An 18,476-nucleotide genomic window follows, 5' to 3' on the forward strand; every position below is an offset into this window, starting at 1 on the left:
ATACAAAATTAAGTAAGCGAAATGGATTTTACCTATGATGGACATATTATGTCCATGAGACTTTAATACTCCCTTTATACCTTTGTAGAAATAAATTATTAATTAAAAACGTGAAGATTATGACAACAAATGATGTGGCTCAGGTTTTAGATACTGTACTTAGTATCCCTAGCATGAATGATGTAGTGAAGATTGATTTGAAAATTTCACGAAAAAATGTACTGCTATTAAACCATGTTATTGAACGTGGATTATCTGCTAAGGATAATGATAAACCATCGATTCTCATGAGGAGTGTCCCGGAAGAAAATCTTCAGGAACTAAAATTATTTGGAGCCGAATGTTTACAAAAAACGGGCCTTATTGAACTTAGTGAAAAGCTGAAAACCTTGAGCGAAATCGGAAAGTAAATAGGCAATGAATGTAGCGTAAAATAATGCCAATAAATAATAAATATTTATTGGCATTTTGCTTTTACAAGTTCAATACGTAAGAAAAATATCTCTTTTGCATTATGTGCAATAAAAATGGCAGGATAAGGGAAAATTTTGGCAGGATTTGGATAACACTTTATATAACAACCTATTGTAATTTTGTTTTCGATCCAGCTCCAAATAATGGAATCATATTAATATGCTTTTCTTTTTTTTGAGTTTAATGGAATTTGAATTTCGGTATTATAATTTATCTCTTAAATAAAAGAAAAATTGAAAATCGAAATAAAAGTTTCATGCGTATAGTAATTCATAGTCGTCATCAACTTAAAGATCAGAAAATATGAAGTTTAATATAAAGAGTAAGAGTGCTATAATTGAGATCGTTTGCCTTTTGTACGTTCTTCTATTTTTCTATGCAGCAGTAAGCAAATTATTAGATTTCGAAAATTTTCAAGTCCAGTTAGGACAGTCTCCGTTGCTTAGTGCTTTTGCTTCTCCAGTATCCTTTTTTGTGCCTGCTATTGAGTTATTAATCGCAACTTTTTTGTTTGTACCACAATTACGCGATTACGGTCTATATGCTTCGCTGTGCCTAATGACTATGTTTACAGCATATATTTATATTGTCCTTCATTACAGCTCTTTCGTTCCCTGTTCCTGTGGTGGGATATTAGAGAAAATGAGTTGGAATGTTCATTTAGTTTTTAATATTTTCTTTGTGGGATTAGCAGTCTTGGCAATCGTTTTGAGTTATAAATTGAAAGTTAAAAGCAACACTGTAAAAAACAAATTCTCGCCTATTAAAACTATTCCGATTTTTATATCATTAAGTACAGTAGCTATTATCGCTTTATTTCTCGCATCCGAAGAAATTATGCAGCATAAAAATCCATTTGTTAGACGTTATATTAAAAGATCCGTGCATCTCGTACATACCAAAGATTTAAAATATAATTCTTATTATTTCTCAGGAAGCAGCGCAGATAAAATCTATTTGGGTAATTACACAACACCTTTGCAGATCTTATCTGTTGACACCTCCTTCAAATTTGAGAAAACAAATAAAATAGAGATTATTGACCATCAGATTCCATTTCAAGCCATCAAAACTTTAGTAAGGGGAAAACAATTTTATCTAATGGATGGAACTGTTCCATGCATATATACAGGCAGTACAATAAACTGGAAGATTACTTCTGATTTAAAAGAACCTCCACGTTTTACAGCAGCGGAGCCCATCGATACATCCTCTTTTATTTTTCGAAATAATACCGGGGTGAGATCTGCCAATATTCTAGGAATATATTTCCAAAAAAAAGACACTAAAATTCAGTATGCGCCGAGTTTATTACAAAAGCAGCTTGACGGAATTTTTGATACCGATGGTATGTTGCTTTACAGCGGTAAAATGCAAAGAGCAGTATATGTTTATTTTTATCGGAACGAAATTATAGTAGCCAATAAGGAAGGAAAATTAGTGTATCGCGGCAAAACCATCGATACTATTTCGAAGGCAAAAATAAAGGTGGCCTTTCTAAAAAATGAAACAGTACGAAAAATGTCTGCTCCGCCTCTTATAGTTAATTCTCAAAGTACGCTGCACAATAACCTGTTGTTGGTAGAATCAAAAATTCCCGGTCTCTATGAAGATCCTGCGATCTGGAAACACGCTTCGGTTATTGATGTCTATGACATCAGGAAAAACAGTTACATTTTAAGTTTTCCAATTTTTGAAATTGGAGAGAACAAACTCAAATCTATGTTACTAACAGATCGACATCTGTTCGTTTTAATTGGAACAAAACTCTTAAAGTATGAGCTAAGGGAAAATCTTAAAAAGGAGATGGAATCCAATTAACAGACATCCCCTTAAGTATACAAAAGTGTACCTGATAGTGTCGGGAAAAACATCTAAAATTACAAAGTATAACAGATCAATATAATCTTAATACATAACATTATGAAATCCACTTTTCTAAAATCAACATTGTCCTTTGCAATAGTTGTAGTAATTGGAATCTCAGGAACTTTTTTAACCAGTGTTACTAAGAGTCCGTCAAAGACGATTCCTGTAATTGGATATATAAACAATGCTCAATCGCCCTGCAATGTGCCTGTGAACTGCAGCAATATTGTAGGTTTTATTTGTCAGGCAAATGGACAGCAGGCTTTTGGTAAGAATAATAATTGTCAAGATGTCCTTTATCGTCCACAATGACCAAAGTTAAATCTAAGTTTTTATCAGCTGGCCATTTGTACTTTATAATTGGCTGGATTTATTATTCTATTTGCAAAGACCTGATCTAAAAAATTTGATAAAAATATATAGCAAAGTATACTCGGCCGGTAGCAGGAATAAGATCGAACACCTGTAGAAAATAGTAGATCATTTTAACCTTAATACATATTATTATGAAAACCACATTTTTAAAATCGACAATGCCTTTTGCACTAGTTGCAGTAATGGGAATTTCAGGTGCTTTTTTGACCACTTCTATGCAGAGTGCAACAAAGGCAGCTCCTAAAACTGGATACGTAAACAGCGCTCAATTGCCCTGTAATGTTCCGGTAAGTTGTAATACTATACCCAGACCTCAAATGTGTCAGGCTAATGGACAGCAGGCTTTTGGAAAGGATAATAACTGCCAAGAGATTCTTTATCGTCCTTAATTAAAGGATGTTAAAAGGCAATGCAGTTCTAAATAGAACTGCATTGTTTTTTATCTTCAATTAACAGCCTCTTTCGCCCATGTAACTGACTGGTCATTTTTCAGGTAATAATCAAACCATTGATTGATTCTGAGACTTAGATTTATTTGATTTTTTTCTTTCATTAGGATATGTTTTTCATCCGGGTATAACAGCATTGTAGCAGTTTTTCCCAATCTTCTCAGGGCCATATAAAATTCCACACTCTGTTGCCAGTTGACATGCCAATCTTCTTTTCCAGCCCATAATAAAATTGGGGTTCTGATAGAAGCAGCATTGGATATAGGAGAATTTTTTGAATATAAATCAGGATCCTCAAAAGGAGTTTTCCCCATGCGCCACTGCTGGCTTTGAAAACGGCTCATATCAGAAATATTCAGGTCCCAGCCTACAGTCAGATAAAAACTGGTCAAATCAGCAATTGAACCTCCGGAAACAGCTGCAGCAAAAAGGTCTGTTTGGGTAATTATAAAGTTGGTCTCATATCCTCCAAAAGATTCTCCCATCAATCCAATTTTCAATGGATCTATAAAGTTTTGGTTAATGATGTAATTGGTTGCACTTACAGTACAGTCTAAGGTATTTTCTCCAACTTTTCCAGTTTCATGTTCAATATCGGGACATAAAACAAAATAGTCTTTTGTTGTCATCACAGATTCATTAAAGCCATTACCGGAAAATAAAGTCGGATTAATATATCTGTGAACCCGCTGAGATTGTTTTTCGTAAATATAAACAATCATTGGATACTTTTTATTGGGATTGTAATTTGCGGGATAGTATAAAATGCCTTGTAATTCTTTTCCTTTCGAATTGCTATATCTTATAAGTTCAGACCGTCCCCAGTTATATTGATTGCAATGCGTATTGCTTTGAAAAATGATTTTTTCCTTTGATTTATTTTTTTTTAAAATTAGCCTGGGAGGAAGATCAAATCGTTGCTCCTGATACATATATAAATGATACTTTTTTATGTAATGCATATTATCAAAAGAACTGTCACCGTAAACAATTTGTTTTATCCCACTTTTTTTCTCCCAGCTGTAATATCCTGTCTTACCATCATCACCTTCTGCGCGAAGAATCAGTTTATCGTTTAAATCAATAGTAACACTTTTCCAGCCGTCAAAATTCTGAACAAGAAGATCATAAGCTCCGAGTGTATTTAGTCTGAATTTAGTTTTAGTTTCTCTTCCGTTAGTTAGTCTTCTGGCTGATGTCCCATCGTTCGTTATTGCCCAGATATCATATTGATCATACAATAAGATTTCACCATCGTTTGATGTCCATCCTGCATTTCCATAAGAAGAATCTCCCCCAAGAACATATACCCGACCAAAAAAAGGAACTTTTATTTTCTTTGTGATGTTGATGTGGGTCTTAACTTTAATATCATAAATCCACCAATTATTATTACTGTAGTATGCAATAAACTTACCTGATGGTGATGGCAGCAGATCAGAATAAAATTCGCTTTGTTCTTTAAGTAGTATTTCTTTATTACCTGTGTCAAGATTCATTATATAATAATCCCGTGGAGCTTCAATTTCAAATTGGGGTTCATATTGTTTAGGATTCGATACAACTGCCATTTTTTTGTTTCCAGTGAGCATTACACTAGGAAATTCAGCAGATGGAATTTGGACAATAACCCCAGATGCAGGATGCCACACGGCCAGATTTGCTTTTTCATAAAACCTCCCTGATCTTTGTTCTCGTGGATAAATCCATTTATCGGCAGTATTCCAAACTTCCACCGTGTGGCCGGCTTTCTGTTCAATAAGCCTATTTTGTGGAGAAAGATAAAAGAAGACTTTTTCTAAATCAGGGGATATGCTCAGGGGATAAGATCTGTCCTTGTCAAAAATTTTATCAGGGGGAAAATTACTTTGTTCATTTGGACTAAGCCGAGATAATTTCTTTACCTGCAGATTGTATAAACACAGATTAATATCATTTTCACTGGAGTCCAATGAGCTGTAAAAAGCCACCGCTTTTCCATTTTCTTCCCATGTGAAATTATAAAACTTACCAGGCTCTTCCTTTATAATCCAGTTTATTTCCGGAGTGTTACTCAAACTTAGAAGTCCAACAGAATATTTTTGATTTATTTTTAGCAGAATAATAATTTCTTTCCCATTGGGGCTCATTGAAAAATATACTACTTCATGCACTTTATGGATCACACTTGTAAATAAATTATGCAGCTGTAGAGTCTTTTCTTTTTTTAATAGTATAATAATCTGATCTCTGAGATGAGAATATTCAATCTGCGTGTCAGTAGTATAAGATTCGTTTTTACCTGTTGTTAAATTTAAAGTATGAAGGTTGTTTTTATCTTTGTAGATGAGGTGTTCATTTCCGGCAAAACGAGGAAATACGCCTTTTGAAAAATTGTAAGTTTTACGGTTTGAAGTATTACGTACAAATAAAGTATCTCTATCATTATCGTAGACCATTCTGTAACTGATCCACTGTCCATTTGGAGAAATATTTTCAACTATAAGTTCTCCCCATTTCTGATAATCGGATTCTCTCAGCTGTTTCTTTTGCACCACCTGCCCCCATAAGGGACAGGCTACTAATGGCAAAATAAAAAATAAAAATAAAGCTAATTTTAGCTTCATGCACAGGAATTCCTGTTTTTCTTGTCCGACCGGAAAAATATTTTGCGGTATCATACTCTAATAACCGGTATTCTGCGGGCGCAGTTTTGGATTAATACTTAATTCATTTTGAGGCAGGGGAAATAAAACATCTGTTGAATTCCAACCTGTTTTTACAGTTGAGAGAGCATTATCAATTTCTCCCGAACGTTTAAGGTCAAAAAAACGTTGTCCATATTCCGTAAACAGTTCCCATCTTCTTTCGCGTAAAACAGCGTTAATTATTTCTTGTGAGGATACTGCCTCAGTATCAGTCAGCCCGGCACGCTTCCTTATTCTGTTCAAATCTTCTTTAGCACCTATAAGATCTCCCTGTTTTGCCCTCGCTTCAGCTCTAATGAGATATTGTTCGGCGAGGCGGAGTATCACGGAGTATTCCATAGAGGACGCTGTATTATTAAACTCTTTATATTTATAGGAATGGTACCATTGAGTGGTGCCTTCGCTTACAGCCGCTGTCCAATTTACTTTTCTCAGATCAACAGGATCGAATGATTCTATCAGATTATTACTTAAAGCTACAAGGGGTGGAGGACCTGAGAAAAATATAAAAATACCTGCTTCATCTGTATTTTTTCCCGAAGCGGATGGCTGAAATTGCCAAAGCGTTTCCGTGGAATTTTTTAGAAATACGAGCGAAGGATTATCTTCAATAGCATAAAGATTTACAGCATTTAATACCGCTGATGCAGCATTTGATGCTTCTGCCCATGATTCGTCATACAGATATACCCTTGCCAATAATGCCTTGACTGCAAATTGGTTGGGCCGGATTCTTTCCGCATTTTTATAATCTGGCTTCAGCAGCATTGCAGATGATTCTAAATCCAAAATAATATTATTATAAACAACTTTAACCGGACTCTTCTCGGCGGTATTATTGCTCTTATGGTCCGTCGAAATAATATAAGGGATATCTCCATAGAGATTAGTTAGGTAAAAATGCACCAAAGCCCTGATAAAAAGAGCTTCTCCTTTTAATTGCTCTTTTTCAATTACACTTAGTTTCTTACTGAGATCCACGCCTTCAATTACAGCATTAGCAGCATAAATTTGGTTATAGCTTATATTCCAGTAATCTGTTATAGTGGAATTTGCAGGCAGAAGTGCGTTTGTGTAAAAAGGAAGTGTTGGATCTCCCGGACTTGCAAAACAGGTTAACTCATCAGTATAATTACCTAATTGATTAGAAATGCCGGACGCAGTACCGGTAAGTAAGCCCTGATCTCTCATTTTAGAATAAATATCGGCCAAAGCCGCGTTTGCAGTTGCATAGTTATCAAAAACTGAAACTGTGGTTAACTGTGATTTAGGCAGATCAACTTCTACAAAAGAATCACATGAGGTCAGAAACACCATTGTTATTACTTGAAAAAGTAACATTTGGTGCATAGAAATAATTTTTAACGTTAATTTTTTCATGACAGATAATTAAAAAGTGAGTTGAATTCCGGCAGTGATAATTTTCAGAGGAGGAAGATAGCCTGAGGCTATAAATTCAGGATCCCCATCTCTGTATTTTGTAAAAGTGAGCAGATTTTGTCCTTGCAGTATAAGTTGGCAATGTGTTGATTTCATATTTAGAGGCACGTCATAGGAAATGGCAACATTCTTTAAGCGAATAAAAGAGGCATCTGTAATCGAGCCTATGCTTTGGCTGTACAGATAATCAGCAGTGACCGCATCTTCGTTATAACCGCTGGTGTAAATCTGGTATGACGCATTATCGCCAGGATTTGTCCAGCTGTCGGTTACCCTTGCCGGCTGATTGGACATCTGCCCGACAAAACCATTGTAATAGCTGCGATTTTCCTGTTTTACAAACTGAAAAAGGAAATCAAGTTTCCATTGCTTGTACGAGAGCTGATTTTGAAGTCCTCCATAGTACTTCGGGTTGAAATCAACCACACTCTGCTTGTCCTCAGGAAAAGATAGGATTTCATCTTTATTCATATCCTCGAAAAGATAAACACCTGTCTGACTGTTAATTCCTATGTATTTATAATTCAGCTCAATGTTTAAAGGCTCACCGATACGATATTTTTCATTGTAAGGGGACGCTGAAAGTCCCGGAAAGCTTATCAGCTTATTTTTGGCAAAAGTAAGATTCAGACTTGTTGTCCATTTAAAGTTTTGCGTATTGAAGTTCTGAGTACGTATGGTGAATTCTAATCCCGTATTCTGAACAACGGCATCTAAATTGGCCTGCATTGACTGAAAGCCTGTAGTTCCTGCCAAAGGAACACCCACCAGTTGATTAGAGGAACGGTTTTGATACCATGCTACGGTTGTAAATATTTTATCATGAAGGAAGCCCATCTCTAAAGCAGCTTCCGTTTTTTTATTTGTTTCCCATCCAAAATAAGGGTTATAAAGACGTGATGGCTGTAATCCCACATTTGAATCATAATTAAGTCCGGATGAGGTATAGGTATCGAGAAACTGGTAATCACCAATCTGGTCACTTCCAGTTGTTCCATAACTGCTCCGAAGTTTACCAAAGCTCAACCATGAATTTTCTTTTAAAAATTTTTCTTTGGTGAAAATCCATGCCACACCCACTGCGCCGAAATTAGCAAACTGATTACCCGGACCAAACCGGCTTGAGCCGTCGCGCCTTCCTGTAATGTTTACAATATAAAGGTCTTGCCAGTTATAGTTAATCCGTGCGAAGAACGCCTGATATTTATAAAGCGCATCATCACTTAATAAAACCCGAACGGTAGTTGCAGATGCCAGATCATATATCAAATCATTTGATGTGAAACCGCTTCCGAATTGATACAGCCGCTCTGTGCTTTGGCTCTGGAAAGTTCCTCCCGCCAGAATACTGATTTTACCTAAGGTTATTTCTTTTTCCCAACTTAGCTGTGGTTCCACTATCCATGACTGTCGGCCGGTATTGTTTAGGTAAATACCAGAGTAGGCACTGGTCAACTGGTAAGCAGGATTATAGATTGTGGAAGGTGAAGTACGACTTTCGTCATGTCTTAAATCTGTAAAACCAAAATTACTCTTCAAAACTAGATTATCAAAAAGATCATATGATAATACTGCGCTGGTAATAAGATCATTTGTTTTGGATCTAAATTCCGCATCTCTGTAACGAAGCGGGTTCTGCCAGGTTCCATTTTCCCAATTTAAATTGCCGGCGGTATCATAAAGGGCAGGCGCATTTGGGGCTAAATATCTTGAACTTGCAGTAAGATCATATGCAGGCTGATCATTATCCTGAATATTATATCCTGCCGACAAAGCGAGTTTGAACCTATTATCTTCAGAGCGGTGGCTCATGCTGAACTGCGTCCCTCCTTTCTTGTATATATACTGGCCAGGAAAGACTGTAGATTCTGTGTGGTAAGAACTGCTTAATAAAAACTGCGTTTTCTCAGAGCCGCCCGAGAGTGAGGCTTGCACATCGGTTATCTGCGCAGTACCTCCTAAAAACTCTTTCTGCCAATCAGTTTCACGATTCTGATCCCATGTCCCGTTTATATCGTAGTCCCATTGATTATACTGGGTTAGACCATCATTGATAAAAGCTTGTTTTCGCATAGCCAGATACTGCTCGGTACCCATTAGCTTCATAAATTTAGTTACTGTTCCGACCCCTGTTGTTGCTTTAATACTCACAACTGTTTTTCCTCCCTTTGCTTTTTTAGTCGTGATAAGAATCACCCCATTGGCACCTCTTGAACCATAGATCGAGGTGGCATCAGCATCTTTAAGAATCTCGATACTTTCAATCGTATCAGGATTTATACTGTTCAACGGACTTGTAACGGTGGGAAATGTAGAGGCTGTCTGATTATAGCCGATAGGATCCGAAGCGTACGGTACACCATCTATAATATAGAGTGGATTATTACCGTCACTACGAATACTGTTCTGTCCTCGGATTTTAATATCAAAACCTCCCCCGGGAACCCCTGTGGTTTGTATAATACTGACACCTGCCATACGTCCCTGCATAGCAGCAAGCACATTCGTTACAGGCTGTATTTCAATATCTTTTGAACTGATTCTGGCGATGCTTCCAGTGCGCTCACTTTCTTTTACAGAATAATAGCCTGCATTGATTTTTACTTCCTGAAGAGCAGTTGCGTCTTCCTGCATTTGAACGTTGATTACTAAACGTCTTGCTATGGGCATTTCGACTGTCTTAAAACCGATGTACGTAAAAATAAGAATGTCATAAGGTGATACTGTGATCATAAATTTGCCGTCGAAGTCTGTGATGATTGTATTTTTTTTGTCTTTTACTGAAATGCTTACCCCTGACAGAGGAAGAATGCCATCAGTCACTATACCACTGACCTGTGTTTGTTGTTTTAAAATGGAAAACCGTAAGGTATTCCGCGCTAAGGCTGGTGTACAAAAGAGGTAGAACCCGAAAATAAACGGATACCAAAGTGCAACCATCCCTTTGTTCAATGAAAAAGTTTTCATAATTTTGAGTTAGTTAATTTGAAACGAAAGTTTTTGTTAATTCAGTCCTCTATACTAGTTTGGTGACCGGTTAGAGGACTTTTTTGTATCGTTTCAGTAATAAAAAACATACTGAAACAATGATTGATTTTGCCTTTTTTAAAGCTTGCGAATTGTACAGTTGACTAATTCAAAATAAAAATAAGACAGAGTACGCATTTAAAAAATCAGGACTTGAAAAGTTTTTAATTCATGAAGGCACGGGTTTGGTTAGTTAATAGCAAAATCCGAAACTTCGAAAAATTATGAAGCTTTGCTAAGAATTTAAGCGAAGAATTGTGCCAAGAAATAAAAAATGGCGCAGTAACTCAGCTTATTGCATTAGAGGTACTGGTATACCCGCGCACAAATAAGTGAGCCCACGCCATGGTCGTGAGCATCTTACTTATCCTCTCGTGCAAAAATTACCAGTTTTCTAATGCGAGATTCAAAGCGAATGCTTCAAATGTTTTTATATGAAGAATCGCAAATATACATTTTATAGATGTATACGTTAGGCAAATATATAAAATTATTTGAAACATGGTCGAAATCGACCATGTTTTTTTTATTAAAAAATATCACTTTGCTTGAAAAATTATGATATATGGATAGTAAGAAGATTAATTTAGAATTAAGAAAAAAAATTGGAGATAAAATGCAGCTTATTAGAAAAGATGAGTCATATGCAAAAATTGCTTCTCAGTGTAATTTAGATGCTACTAAAATTAGTAAACTTGAAAAAGGTCGTATAGATTTTCAAATTAACACATTATTTGAAATTGCAAAAGGTCTCAGAGTTCATCCAAAGGAGCTGTTGGATATAGAATTTAACTTTGACGATTACTATAAAGAAATTGACCCCACATATAAAACTACATGATTTTGATTTAGTTTTAAATTAATCATTAATTAAATGTGTATGCTGTCATTTCTGTATCATAACTTGTCAATTCGGAATTCAAAGTTGTTGGAAACATGGCTTTTGATTTTAAAATAGAACTCCTGTACTTTAGATATTTGAAGTACCGATATGTATATCTAATTAAATATCAATTAATACATTCTTTGATAAATAGAGTTCATAATTAATTAAATATTAAGATATCATAAAGATTAAGATCACAAACTAAGATTCTCCCTTTCGAAGTTCCTCCATAAAATAGGATGCTGGCACCCCAGTCCTTGAAAAAAAGGCTTTTGCGAAACGTTCTGTGCTACTAAAACCGGCTTCTTCTGATAATGCTTTATTGTTATAATAATGAAATTTTTTATTCTCTTTTAATTGGTTAATTAAGTAATCCACTTTTAGATCATTGATATACGTTACAAATTTCTTTCCTTTATAATGTGCTATTATTTTTGAAAGATATTTTATATTTGAATCAAATGCTATTGCCAGCTTTGTTTCGGTTAAATCTTTTTCCAGAAATCTTTTACCCTTTTCAAACTTCTCTAATTGTTCTAATATCGATGCGACAGTATCTTGATTTATATCTTCAATTCCATAGTTAGTATTTTTGGATTCAAACTTAGTATCAACCTGATCTTTTTTCATCAGTTCATCAAATCTACGTCGATAGAGTTTTCTGTTTCTAACGTGTTGATAAATAAGAAAGATCACAAATAAAAATAAAAAGATTATTACCCCACTTTTAATAAAACTATCACGTTCTTCTTTAGCGAGTGACTTTTCAATAGTTTTTTTCTGTACCAATAGTTCTTTAGTATCATAATCTTTGTGAATTCTTCCCGATACATATTTGTATCTGTTTGTTAGGATACTATCTACTTTAAGTAGTTTTTCGACATAGTAAAGCTGCTGTTCAGGGTTGTTTTTGGATTTAAAGTATCTAATTAGTAATTCATAATTATTGCGAAGATCCGGACGAATATATCCTTTATCTTCAAAAACTGCATCTACTTTTTTAAAATAATCTATTGCTATTTTGGGATTCTTCAGATCCCAATAGCTTTTTCCAATATAAAAATAACCAACCGCTTCATTTCCAAAATCTTTCTTTTTTTGAATAACGTGCAGTGAATAATTTATTTTGTTAATAGCCGAGGCATAATTGCCTCGGAAATACTGATTGACTCCTTCCGAGAGAATGAAATACTCCCTCATTTCGTCATTAGCCAATCTTTTGCCCTCCGCAAGTCCTATTTCATTTATCTGGGAGCATAGCCCATAATTACCGATTCTATTATAACACAAACCCAGAGAATGTAATGAATTCAAATAGCCCCTATCATTATTCTCTTTATTCTCATTATTCTCTTTAAAATAGGTTATACATTCCTTAAACAAAGAAATTGACTCATCATAAAAACCAAGAAAGTATTTTATGTTAGCAATATTGTATTTGGTCTTATAGATCAAATATTTGTCGTTAGTTTTAGAAATATAACTATTTGCAATAAGATAATTATCCAATGCATAATTAAGTTTTTTCCGGGAATAGTATAAAATTCCCTTTGAAAGATAGGCAGAACCAATCAAAGCATTGTCCTTTGACTTTTTCGCAGTGTAAATCATACTGTCTGCATAGGTTAGTTTCAAATTTTCAGGCGAGTGGTGAAGATAGTTTTTATAGCCATTTACGACCTCTTCCAAATTCTTTTCTTTTTTTGATTTTACCAGAAAGGATTTAAGATACAGTGATTTTTTACTGCTATCATTTTGAGATTCTTCTATCCTATCGAAGAGATAATCATAATCCTTATTTCGAAGTGTGTCAGGAATTTTAAAATGGATTTCCTGCGCGTAAATTTGATCTCCCAAACAAAGAGATAGTAAAAAAAGATACTTTCTAATCATAATTCGAATTAAAATGAGACATTATTCACTATGTAAAACCATTTTTAGAGCCAAGAAATCGACTCATAAACGGCCTTAGGAATATTTTTCAAAAAATCGTCTCAAATATAACATAAACAATTGATAATGAGTTGTATTTGCACAAAAAAAGGCATACGGATTTCCGAGAAATCCATACTGTTTTTCTCGGAAATCCGTACACAACTTTTTGCAGGATAAGAAAATGTCATTTAGATTTGCCTCGAATTCAAAAGCAAAAATATTTGGTATCGTACCAAATTAAAGTTCTGCTTACCCGGGTGAAATGAACTGACTACAATAGTAGTCCGTCACATTTTACACATTTTAATCATGAAAAACATTTCATTCCCAATAGTGATTTTATCCTTACTAATCGTTTCCTGCAGTACTGATACTATTGAAAGTATTAATAGTGTTAATACTAAAACCAGCAGTGATAAATTGCAAAATTCAGCACGTTTGGCGCAAGATTTAACTCCTGAAAACCCAGCCAATTTTTATGACTATGCCGGTAAATTGCACAATGACATCCTCGATGTTTATTTGGCAGGTAATTATCAGTTCTCTACAATTGCACAAATCAGTCAACAAATTGAAATCATTGCAGTTGCCAATTATGATTTAACGCTTTTAAACCCAGGAACAAATCTTCCCATTGATCTTAACATAATACAAGAAATTATAAATAATCCTCAGGTCAAACTAGACCAGACTATTGTAAATTCTGCAATGACAAGTGCAGCAAAAGATAGTCTTGCTAGTTTTATGAGCAATGTGATTTTATGGGAAAACCAATCCTATCAGGAAATTTACGAGTCCATTATTTCCTATGAATTAGCCGTGATAGCCAATCCAGTATTTAATAACGAGGATAAGAGAATTATCCTCACCACTTCGTCTATAGTCAGATATTCCATCTATTATGAGATAATAGAAAAGGATAAAGATTGGGATACCTCTACTGGTCATCGTGTTGCAGGACTAAGTGGTGCTATTGACAATTCGCCTCTTGCGATAAAACGCTCACTTGTGACAGGAATTATGATACATAATCTAATAACAGAGTGATGATGTATTTTATCTATTGCTATGAAAAAGAAATAATATACACCTTTACTGTGTTTCTGATTCTTTTCAATCTGGTTAGTCTTTATTTCATCGTAGATCTATTCTCTTACGATGAAATAATTGGCTACCTCACAAATGGCGGGATAAAAAGTGACAGCCCGCGTTATCTGGCTTATTTACTTTTTGTGAGTGGCATGTCAAATTTGCTTTTTGTAACTGTCTCATTGATGTCCCAGTTTTTTTCTGAGTGACCTTCTGCCGCCTTGAATTCCTACGAAGTAAATTTTATAACTGATTATAATCCTAATTTTATAAATAGCATTGTTGTGGTAAGCAAAAAAATAAAATATCATCATACTGGTCTAGAAGTCTTCATTTTCAAGACATTTACATCTAAAAAAGCATTTAGTAAGTTATTTAATGCTGACTATTATTCTATACTGATTGTAAATTCAGGTTCTTTTTCTGTACAAATAGAAGACAGAGCGGTTACTATCTTTGAAAATGACTTATTAGTAGTTCCGATACGAACTTCAGCTGAAATTTTGATTATAGGTGATCAATTACAAATTTGTTTCCTATCCTTTACAACAGCGTTTGTTCTTGAGCATAGTATCCGAATACAGCGTATTGGTTATTTGGATTTTTACATTAGGAAACTTCCTTGGAAAATTGAAATCAAAAATAAAGACCTGCCATATTTAATCTCTTTGCTGGAGCAGCTGCACCGTAAAACAAGAAAATCGAGTAAACAAATTTTTAAAGAAGAAGGTTTAATACTTTGTTTCAATCTTTTTCTTTATGTGTTAGCAGAAAAATATCACCGTTATTTTCAACAGTTAAACAAAAAAATTACACTTAAAGAAAAATTAGTTCTCCAATTTTTTAAAATTTTAGAAGTGAATTGCAGAAAACATCATGATGTTAAATATTATGCTGAGACGTTATCTATGACACCTGATAACCTAACAAAAATCATTAAGGAATGTACGGAAAAAACTGCTAAGCGATTTATTGTTGAAGCCATTGTTCTTGAGGCAAAAAACTTGCTTGGAAATGAAGATTTAAGCATTTCGAATATTAGAGAAGAATTGCAATTTGATACTTATTCTTCTTTTAGTAAATTTTTTAAAAGGCATACTTCCCTGTCACCCACCGAATATCGGGCACGCTTAAATTCCCATTAAATACCAATAATATATGTTTTGACCGGGTAAGGATGTTCTACAAGCATTGATTTAGAGTACTCTCGATTGCAAGTCGAGAGAAATATTTACTAAGTAAAAGTAAAAAAAATGACTCAAACCTATCTTTTAGAATGGATGGATTTAACGGTGACTTCAACCCTTAATCCCAGTAAAACAGACCTTACTATGATTACTCCAATTCAATCCAAAGCGATTATAAAAAAAGCGACCGAGCAAACATTTTTAATTCAGTCACAATTTACGGTACAGGTTTTTTCACTTACCAAGGAAAAGCAGATAAAAATATTAGTTGGAAATTACTATTCATCATTGTTATTTCTTTTGGATAAAATCACAGAAATAAATTGTAGCAATGATGAGCATAGAGAACATTTAAAAGAGGTTACAGCAACATTAATTTCTTGTCTGGATGAATTAATAACTTTTATAGAATCAAGATTTGCAAACTATTTAAATAAGTCCTTTTCAATTATTGAAAAGAAGAGAACTGAGTCCTCTGTTGTAGACTCTGCTTCAGGTAAAGTTTTATGTAAGCTCTCGACTGATCAGACAGCCTTAATACTTAGAGCATCCGATGAACTAAAAATTCTTATTTCAAAATCAATGAATCATTTATTTAAAACAATCGTCCCTTTTCTATCCACTCCCAATAAAGTGGATCTTTCTTATAATGCCATGCGTAGCAAGGCTTACATCTTTGAAGAAAGGGACAAGCAAATAGCAATTGAAACATTGGAAAGTATGATTAAGCAGATTAAAGAATATTAACTTAACAATTTAAAACATGAAAAAGCTATCTTACATTTTAACCACTCTGATTCTGATAACCACAGGCTGTCAGCCTAAAAAGCTGGATGAGAAATTGGCTACCGCTCTTATTCTGGAAAAAAATCATTATCCTGCTATTGTAGATCATGATATTTTTTGTGGTGATCCTGCGCATGCTTATATCATTTTTAAGTCCGGACTCGTAGAAAAAGGATTTGTAAAAGTACTTCAAACCAGAAAATTTGGGGATACAACTTCGTTTGTGAGTTTTACTTCTACAGCAAAACCATACTTATTACCAACACCTGCAGCTGATAAAAAACATAAAATTCAGCGTATAAAAGTAGCAGATGAAGAATTTGGAGCAATTGCATCAATCCGGATTATGAGCTCCGGTAATAAGGCCATCGTTGAATACACTACAATTCGAAAAAAGAATATTTTTGCTGCTGCAATTAAAAATGGATTGAAAGATACACTTAATCATGAAGTATATTTTATACGAGCCGATGATGGCTGGCAGCTTATGGATAAAAAGTCAGAAATTGAATTTCTATCTTTTTAGACCAGGAATAACTATCTAAAATAATTCATTTTATCATCTAATTGAGGGAGTCTCAGAACTATGAGATTTCCCTCTTTCTTTTTTTCTTTAACAGAAAACCATCAGAAATCACACCTTTTAAGATTCATAAAAGGTCTTTTATAATGATTTCTTTGAAGAATAATTACTAAAATTTTCAGTTTTTTAGTACTGAGACAGCCTCTTTTTATTTTTTTTACATTTTTTTTATTTTTTTTTCTCCTTGATTTTACTGGGGTGCAACGGGGTACAACTGGGGTACAACAAAAAGTTGTACTTGTAGCAGTTTGTTATCTATTGTTTCTTTGCTCTGTAATGATGAAGATCCGGATTTAGAAACCTGGATTGTGAGAAACTAATGTAGAACGATAAAATGATGAGGTATGTTTACAAACATTTCATGGGCTAATTACATATTTGTAGTTATTCTGCTATTGCCAAGCTGGTATTTATTTGTTGGATTTCGATTTTATTTTGATGACCTCAAAGAAGTCATATCAGGAAAAAGGAAATTTCAATTCCGTGGATTTGAAAACTCAAATTACCAAGATCCTAAATTTGAATTAAAAGACCAAGAGTTACCTGAAGAAATTTCAGAACAAGCTTCCTTCGGAGAGTTTGATACTACCTTTCAGGACGTTGATGCTCTGGTGGCACGATTAAAAACTTTTATCGCAGATGCCGCAAAGAAAAAATTAGTCCAAAAAGAATTTACCTATTATCTGCAGCTTCTCCTAAGAGAATTTCCTTCAGTGAAAAATTCCCCTTTTAATTCCTCAGTAAGTGAGTTGATAGTTTCAGAATGTGACAAACTCGAATCGATCAATTTAACCCAGAAGGAAGCGGAAGCCCTTTGGGAATAAAATCTAAAACAATATAACGGAGGAACTGTCCCTGTCCATCCCGGCGCAGTATGGCAGATGTAACAGGAAAGTGGAACTGCGACAGCGGCAATACCTCCGTTTTTTTATCTGAATTTTTAAACTTTAAAAATAATGTGTGATGAAAAAATGGAACTGGAATTTTAAAAAGTTTATTGAGCAAAAAACAAATAGTATCTGTATGTTTCTGGTACAAATCCTTTTTGTGATCAGTTATGAAACCTATGCTCAGGATGGTCTGGCAGGAATCAATGAAGCCAATCAACAGGTAAGAAGTTATTTTGACGCCGGAACGGAACTTATGTATGCCGTTGGAGCATTACTCGGACTAATAGGCGCTGTGAAAGTATATCAAAAATGGAACGCAGGTGATCCCGATACCGGAAAAGTAGCGGCAGCCTGGTTTGGAAGCTGCGTTTTTCTGGTGGTAGTGGCTACCGTAATCAAATCCTTCTTTGGGATCTAAAATCGGTCATCATGGAAGATATACTCAAAGAAAAGTTATGGATATATATCATTCATAACAATCCCGATTTGATGTTTACACTTCAGGAAGATTACAGTGTATTGGATTATCTCAATAAAAAAATAGATGGCGTTAAATCCATATTGGATGATATGTTATCTGATGGTACTCCTAAATACATCATCGAAGAAATTTGTCTCAATGTACTTACCGAAGATCTGAAACCTTCCCGGTTTTTATATATCCGCTCCCTGCTTTCTGATGAGTTTGAGAAAACCTATGCCGCTTTTCAGGAATCAGGGATCCTTACCTATGAGGTAATCAACCTTATGGAAAGCTGCAAGCCAATTTTTGAAACCATTGGTTTTACAAAAGAAAATG

The 18,476-nt window shown here is 34.5% G+C and carries 16 protein-coding genes; 12 read left to right on the forward strand and 4 right to left on the reverse strand.

Translation table 11 applies throughout. The features are described from left to right. Window positions 1–119: 119 nt before the first annotated feature. The 4 genes from ABI657_RS16300 (at window position 120) to ABI657_RS16315 (ending at window position 3,107) form a co-directional block, all read left to right on the forward strand. Window positions 120–410, forward strand: coding sequence for a hypothetical protein (locus tag ABI657_RS16300; RefSeq protein ID WP_348098344.1), 291 nt, complete (start codon window positions 120–122; stop codon window positions 408–410). Window positions 411–777: 367 nt separating this feature from the next. Next, window positions 778–2,295, forward strand: coding sequence for a MauE/DoxX family redox-associated membrane protein (locus tag ABI657_RS16305; protein ID WP_348098330.1), 1,518 nt, complete (start codon window positions 778–780; stop codon window positions 2,293–2,295). Window positions 2,296–2,397: 102 nt separating this feature from the next. Beyond that, entirely contained in the window at window positions 2,398–2,655 is a 258-nt protein-coding gene (locus ABI657_RS16310) for a hypothetical protein (RefSeq protein ID WP_348098331.1), read from the forward strand. 194 nt (window positions 2,656–2,849) lie between these two features. After that, window positions 2,850–3,107, forward strand: a complete 258-nt coding sequence (locus ABI657_RS16315) for a hypothetical protein (protein ID WP_348098332.1) — start codon at window positions 2,850–2,852, stop codon at window positions 3,105–3,107. A gap of 56 nt (window positions 3,108–3,163) precedes the next feature. Here the strand turns inward: ABI657_RS16315 and ABI657_RS16320 are convergent, their stop codons facing one another. Genes ABI657_RS16320 through ABI657_RS16330 form a run of 3 tightly spaced genes read right to left on the reverse strand, consistent with a single transcriptional unit; the run spans window position 3,164 to window position 10,261 of the window. Continuing rightward, a complete protein-coding gene (locus tag ABI657_RS16320) occupies window positions 3,164–5,773 on the reverse strand; it encodes a prolyl oligopeptidase family serine peptidase (protein ID WP_348098333.1) in 2,610 nt (869 codons plus the stop codon). Window positions 5,774–5,830: 57 nt separating this feature from the next. Continuing rightward, on the reverse strand, window positions 5,831–7,234 hold the full coding sequence (locus ABI657_RS16325) for a RagB/SusD family nutrient uptake outer membrane protein (protein WP_348098334.1): 1,404 nt from the start codon (window positions 7,232–7,234) through the stop codon (window positions 5,831–5,833). 9 nt (window positions 7,235–7,243) lie between these two features. Next, window positions 7,244–10,261, reverse strand: coding sequence for a SusC/RagA family TonB-linked outer membrane protein (locus tag ABI657_RS16330; RefSeq protein WP_348098335.1), 3,018 nt, complete (start codon window positions 10,259–10,261; stop codon window positions 7,244–7,246). Window positions 10,262–10,886: 625 nt separating this feature from the next. On the opposite strand from ABI657_RS16330, the gene ABI657_RS16335 reads away from it, so the two are divergent. Beyond that, a complete protein-coding gene (locus ABI657_RS16335; protein WP_348098336.1) occupies window positions 10,887–11,162 on the forward strand; it encodes a helix-turn-helix transcriptional regulator in 276 nt (91 codons plus the stop codon). A gap of 246 nt (window positions 11,163–11,408) precedes the next feature. Here ABI657_RS16335 and ABI657_RS16340 read toward each other — a convergent pair whose 3' ends face one another. Continuing rightward, window positions 11,409–13,064, reverse strand: a complete 1,656-nt coding sequence (locus tag ABI657_RS16340; RefSeq protein ID WP_348098337.1) for an AraC family transcriptional regulator — start codon at window positions 13,062–13,064, stop codon at window positions 11,409–11,411. A gap of 387 nt (window positions 13,065–13,451) precedes the next feature. On the opposite strand from ABI657_RS16340, the gene ABI657_RS16345 reads away from it, so the two are divergent. From ABI657_RS16345 to ABI657_RS16375, 7 genes are all read left to right on the forward strand, one after another. Continuing rightward, the gene (locus ABI657_RS16345; protein ID WP_348098338.1) at window positions 13,452–14,189 is read left to right on the forward strand and encodes a hypothetical protein; all 738 of its coding nucleotides are present in this window, start codon (window positions 13,452–13,454) and stop codon (window positions 14,187–14,189) included. Window positions 14,190–14,515: 326 nt separating this feature from the next. Then, window positions 14,516–15,376, forward strand: coding sequence for a helix-turn-helix domain-containing protein (locus ABI657_RS16350; protein WP_348098339.1), 861 nt, complete (start codon window positions 14,516–14,518; stop codon window positions 15,374–15,376). A gap of 108 nt (window positions 15,377–15,484) precedes the next feature. After that, entirely contained in the window at window positions 15,485–16,165 is a 681-nt protein-coding gene (locus ABI657_RS16355) for a hypothetical protein (protein WP_348098340.1), read from the forward strand. A gap of 16 nt (window positions 16,166–16,181) precedes the next feature. Further along, a complete protein-coding gene (locus ABI657_RS16360) occupies window positions 16,182–16,730 on the forward strand; it encodes a hypothetical protein (protein WP_348098341.1) in 549 nt (182 codons plus the stop codon). A gap of 401 nt (window positions 16,731–17,131) precedes the next feature. Beyond that, window positions 17,132–17,611, forward strand: coding sequence for a hypothetical protein (locus ABI657_RS16365; protein ID WP_348098342.1), 480 nt, complete (start codon window positions 17,132–17,134; stop codon window positions 17,609–17,611). Between the two features lie 199 nt (window positions 17,612–17,810). Further along, window positions 17,811–18,095 (forward strand): DUF4134 domain-containing protein, encoded by a 285-nt coding sequence (locus tag ABI657_RS16370; protein WP_230005156.1) that lies wholly within the window; start codon window positions 17,811–17,813, stop codon window positions 18,093–18,095. An 11-nt stretch (window positions 18,096–18,106) separates the two neighbouring features. Then, the coding region (locus ABI657_RS16375; protein WP_348098343.1) for a hypothetical protein at window positions 18,107–18,476 on the forward strand (370 nt) is incomplete at its 3' end.

The sequence above is a fragment of the Flavobacterium sp. genome, assembly GCF_039930565.1.
Lineage (GTDB): Bacteria > Bacteroidota > Bacteroidia > Flavobacteriales > Flavobacteriaceae > Flavobacterium.

Coding starts and splice junctions, on each gene's coding strand:
- ABI657_RS16345 (WP_348098338.1), top strand. CDS start 13,452: ATGAAAAACATTTCATTCCCAATAGTGATTTTATCCTTACTAATCGTT.
- ABI657_RS16335 (WP_348098336.1), top strand. CDS start 10,887: ATGGATAGTAAGAAGATTAATTTAGAATTAAGAAAAAAAATTGGAGAT.
- ABI657_RS16365 (WP_348098342.1), top strand. CDS start 17,132: ATGTTTACAAACATTTCATGGGCTAATTACATATTTGTAGTTATTCTG.
- ABI657_RS16355 (WP_348098340.1), top strand. CDS start 15,485: ATGACTCAAACCTATCTTTTAGAATGGATGGATTTAACGGTGACTTCA.
- ABI657_RS16360 (WP_348098341.1), top strand. CDS start 16,182: ATGAAAAAGCTATCTTACATTTTAACCACTCTGATTCTGATAACCACA.
- ABI657_RS16305 (WP_348098330.1), top strand. CDS start 778: ATGAAGTTTAATATAAAGAGTAAGAGTGCTATAATTGAGATCGTTTGC.
- ABI657_RS16300 (WP_348098344.1), top strand. CDS start 120: ATGACAACAAATGATGTGGCTCAGGTTTTAGATACTGTACTTAGTATC.
- ABI657_RS16325 (WP_348098334.1), bottom strand. CDS start 7,234: ATGAAAAAATTAACGTTAAAAATTATTTCTATGCACCAAATGTTACTT.
- ABI657_RS16310 (WP_348098331.1), top strand. CDS start 2,398: ATGAAATCCACTTTTCTAAAATCAACATTGTCCTTTGCAATAGTTGTA.
- ABI657_RS16315 (WP_348098332.1), top strand. CDS start 2,850: ATGAAAACCACATTTTTAAAATCGACAATGCCTTTTGCACTAGTTGCA.
- ABI657_RS16320 (WP_348098333.1), bottom strand. CDS start 5,773: ATGAAGCTAAAATTAGCTTTATTTTTATTTTTTATTTTGCCATTAGTA.
- ABI657_RS16370 (WP_230005156.1), top strand. CDS start 17,811: ATGTTTCTGGTACAAATCCTTTTTGTGATCAGTTATGAAACCTATGCT.
- ABI657_RS16330 (WP_348098335.1), bottom strand. CDS start 10,261: ATGAAAACTTTTTCATTGAACAAAGGGATGGTTGCACTTTGGTATCCG.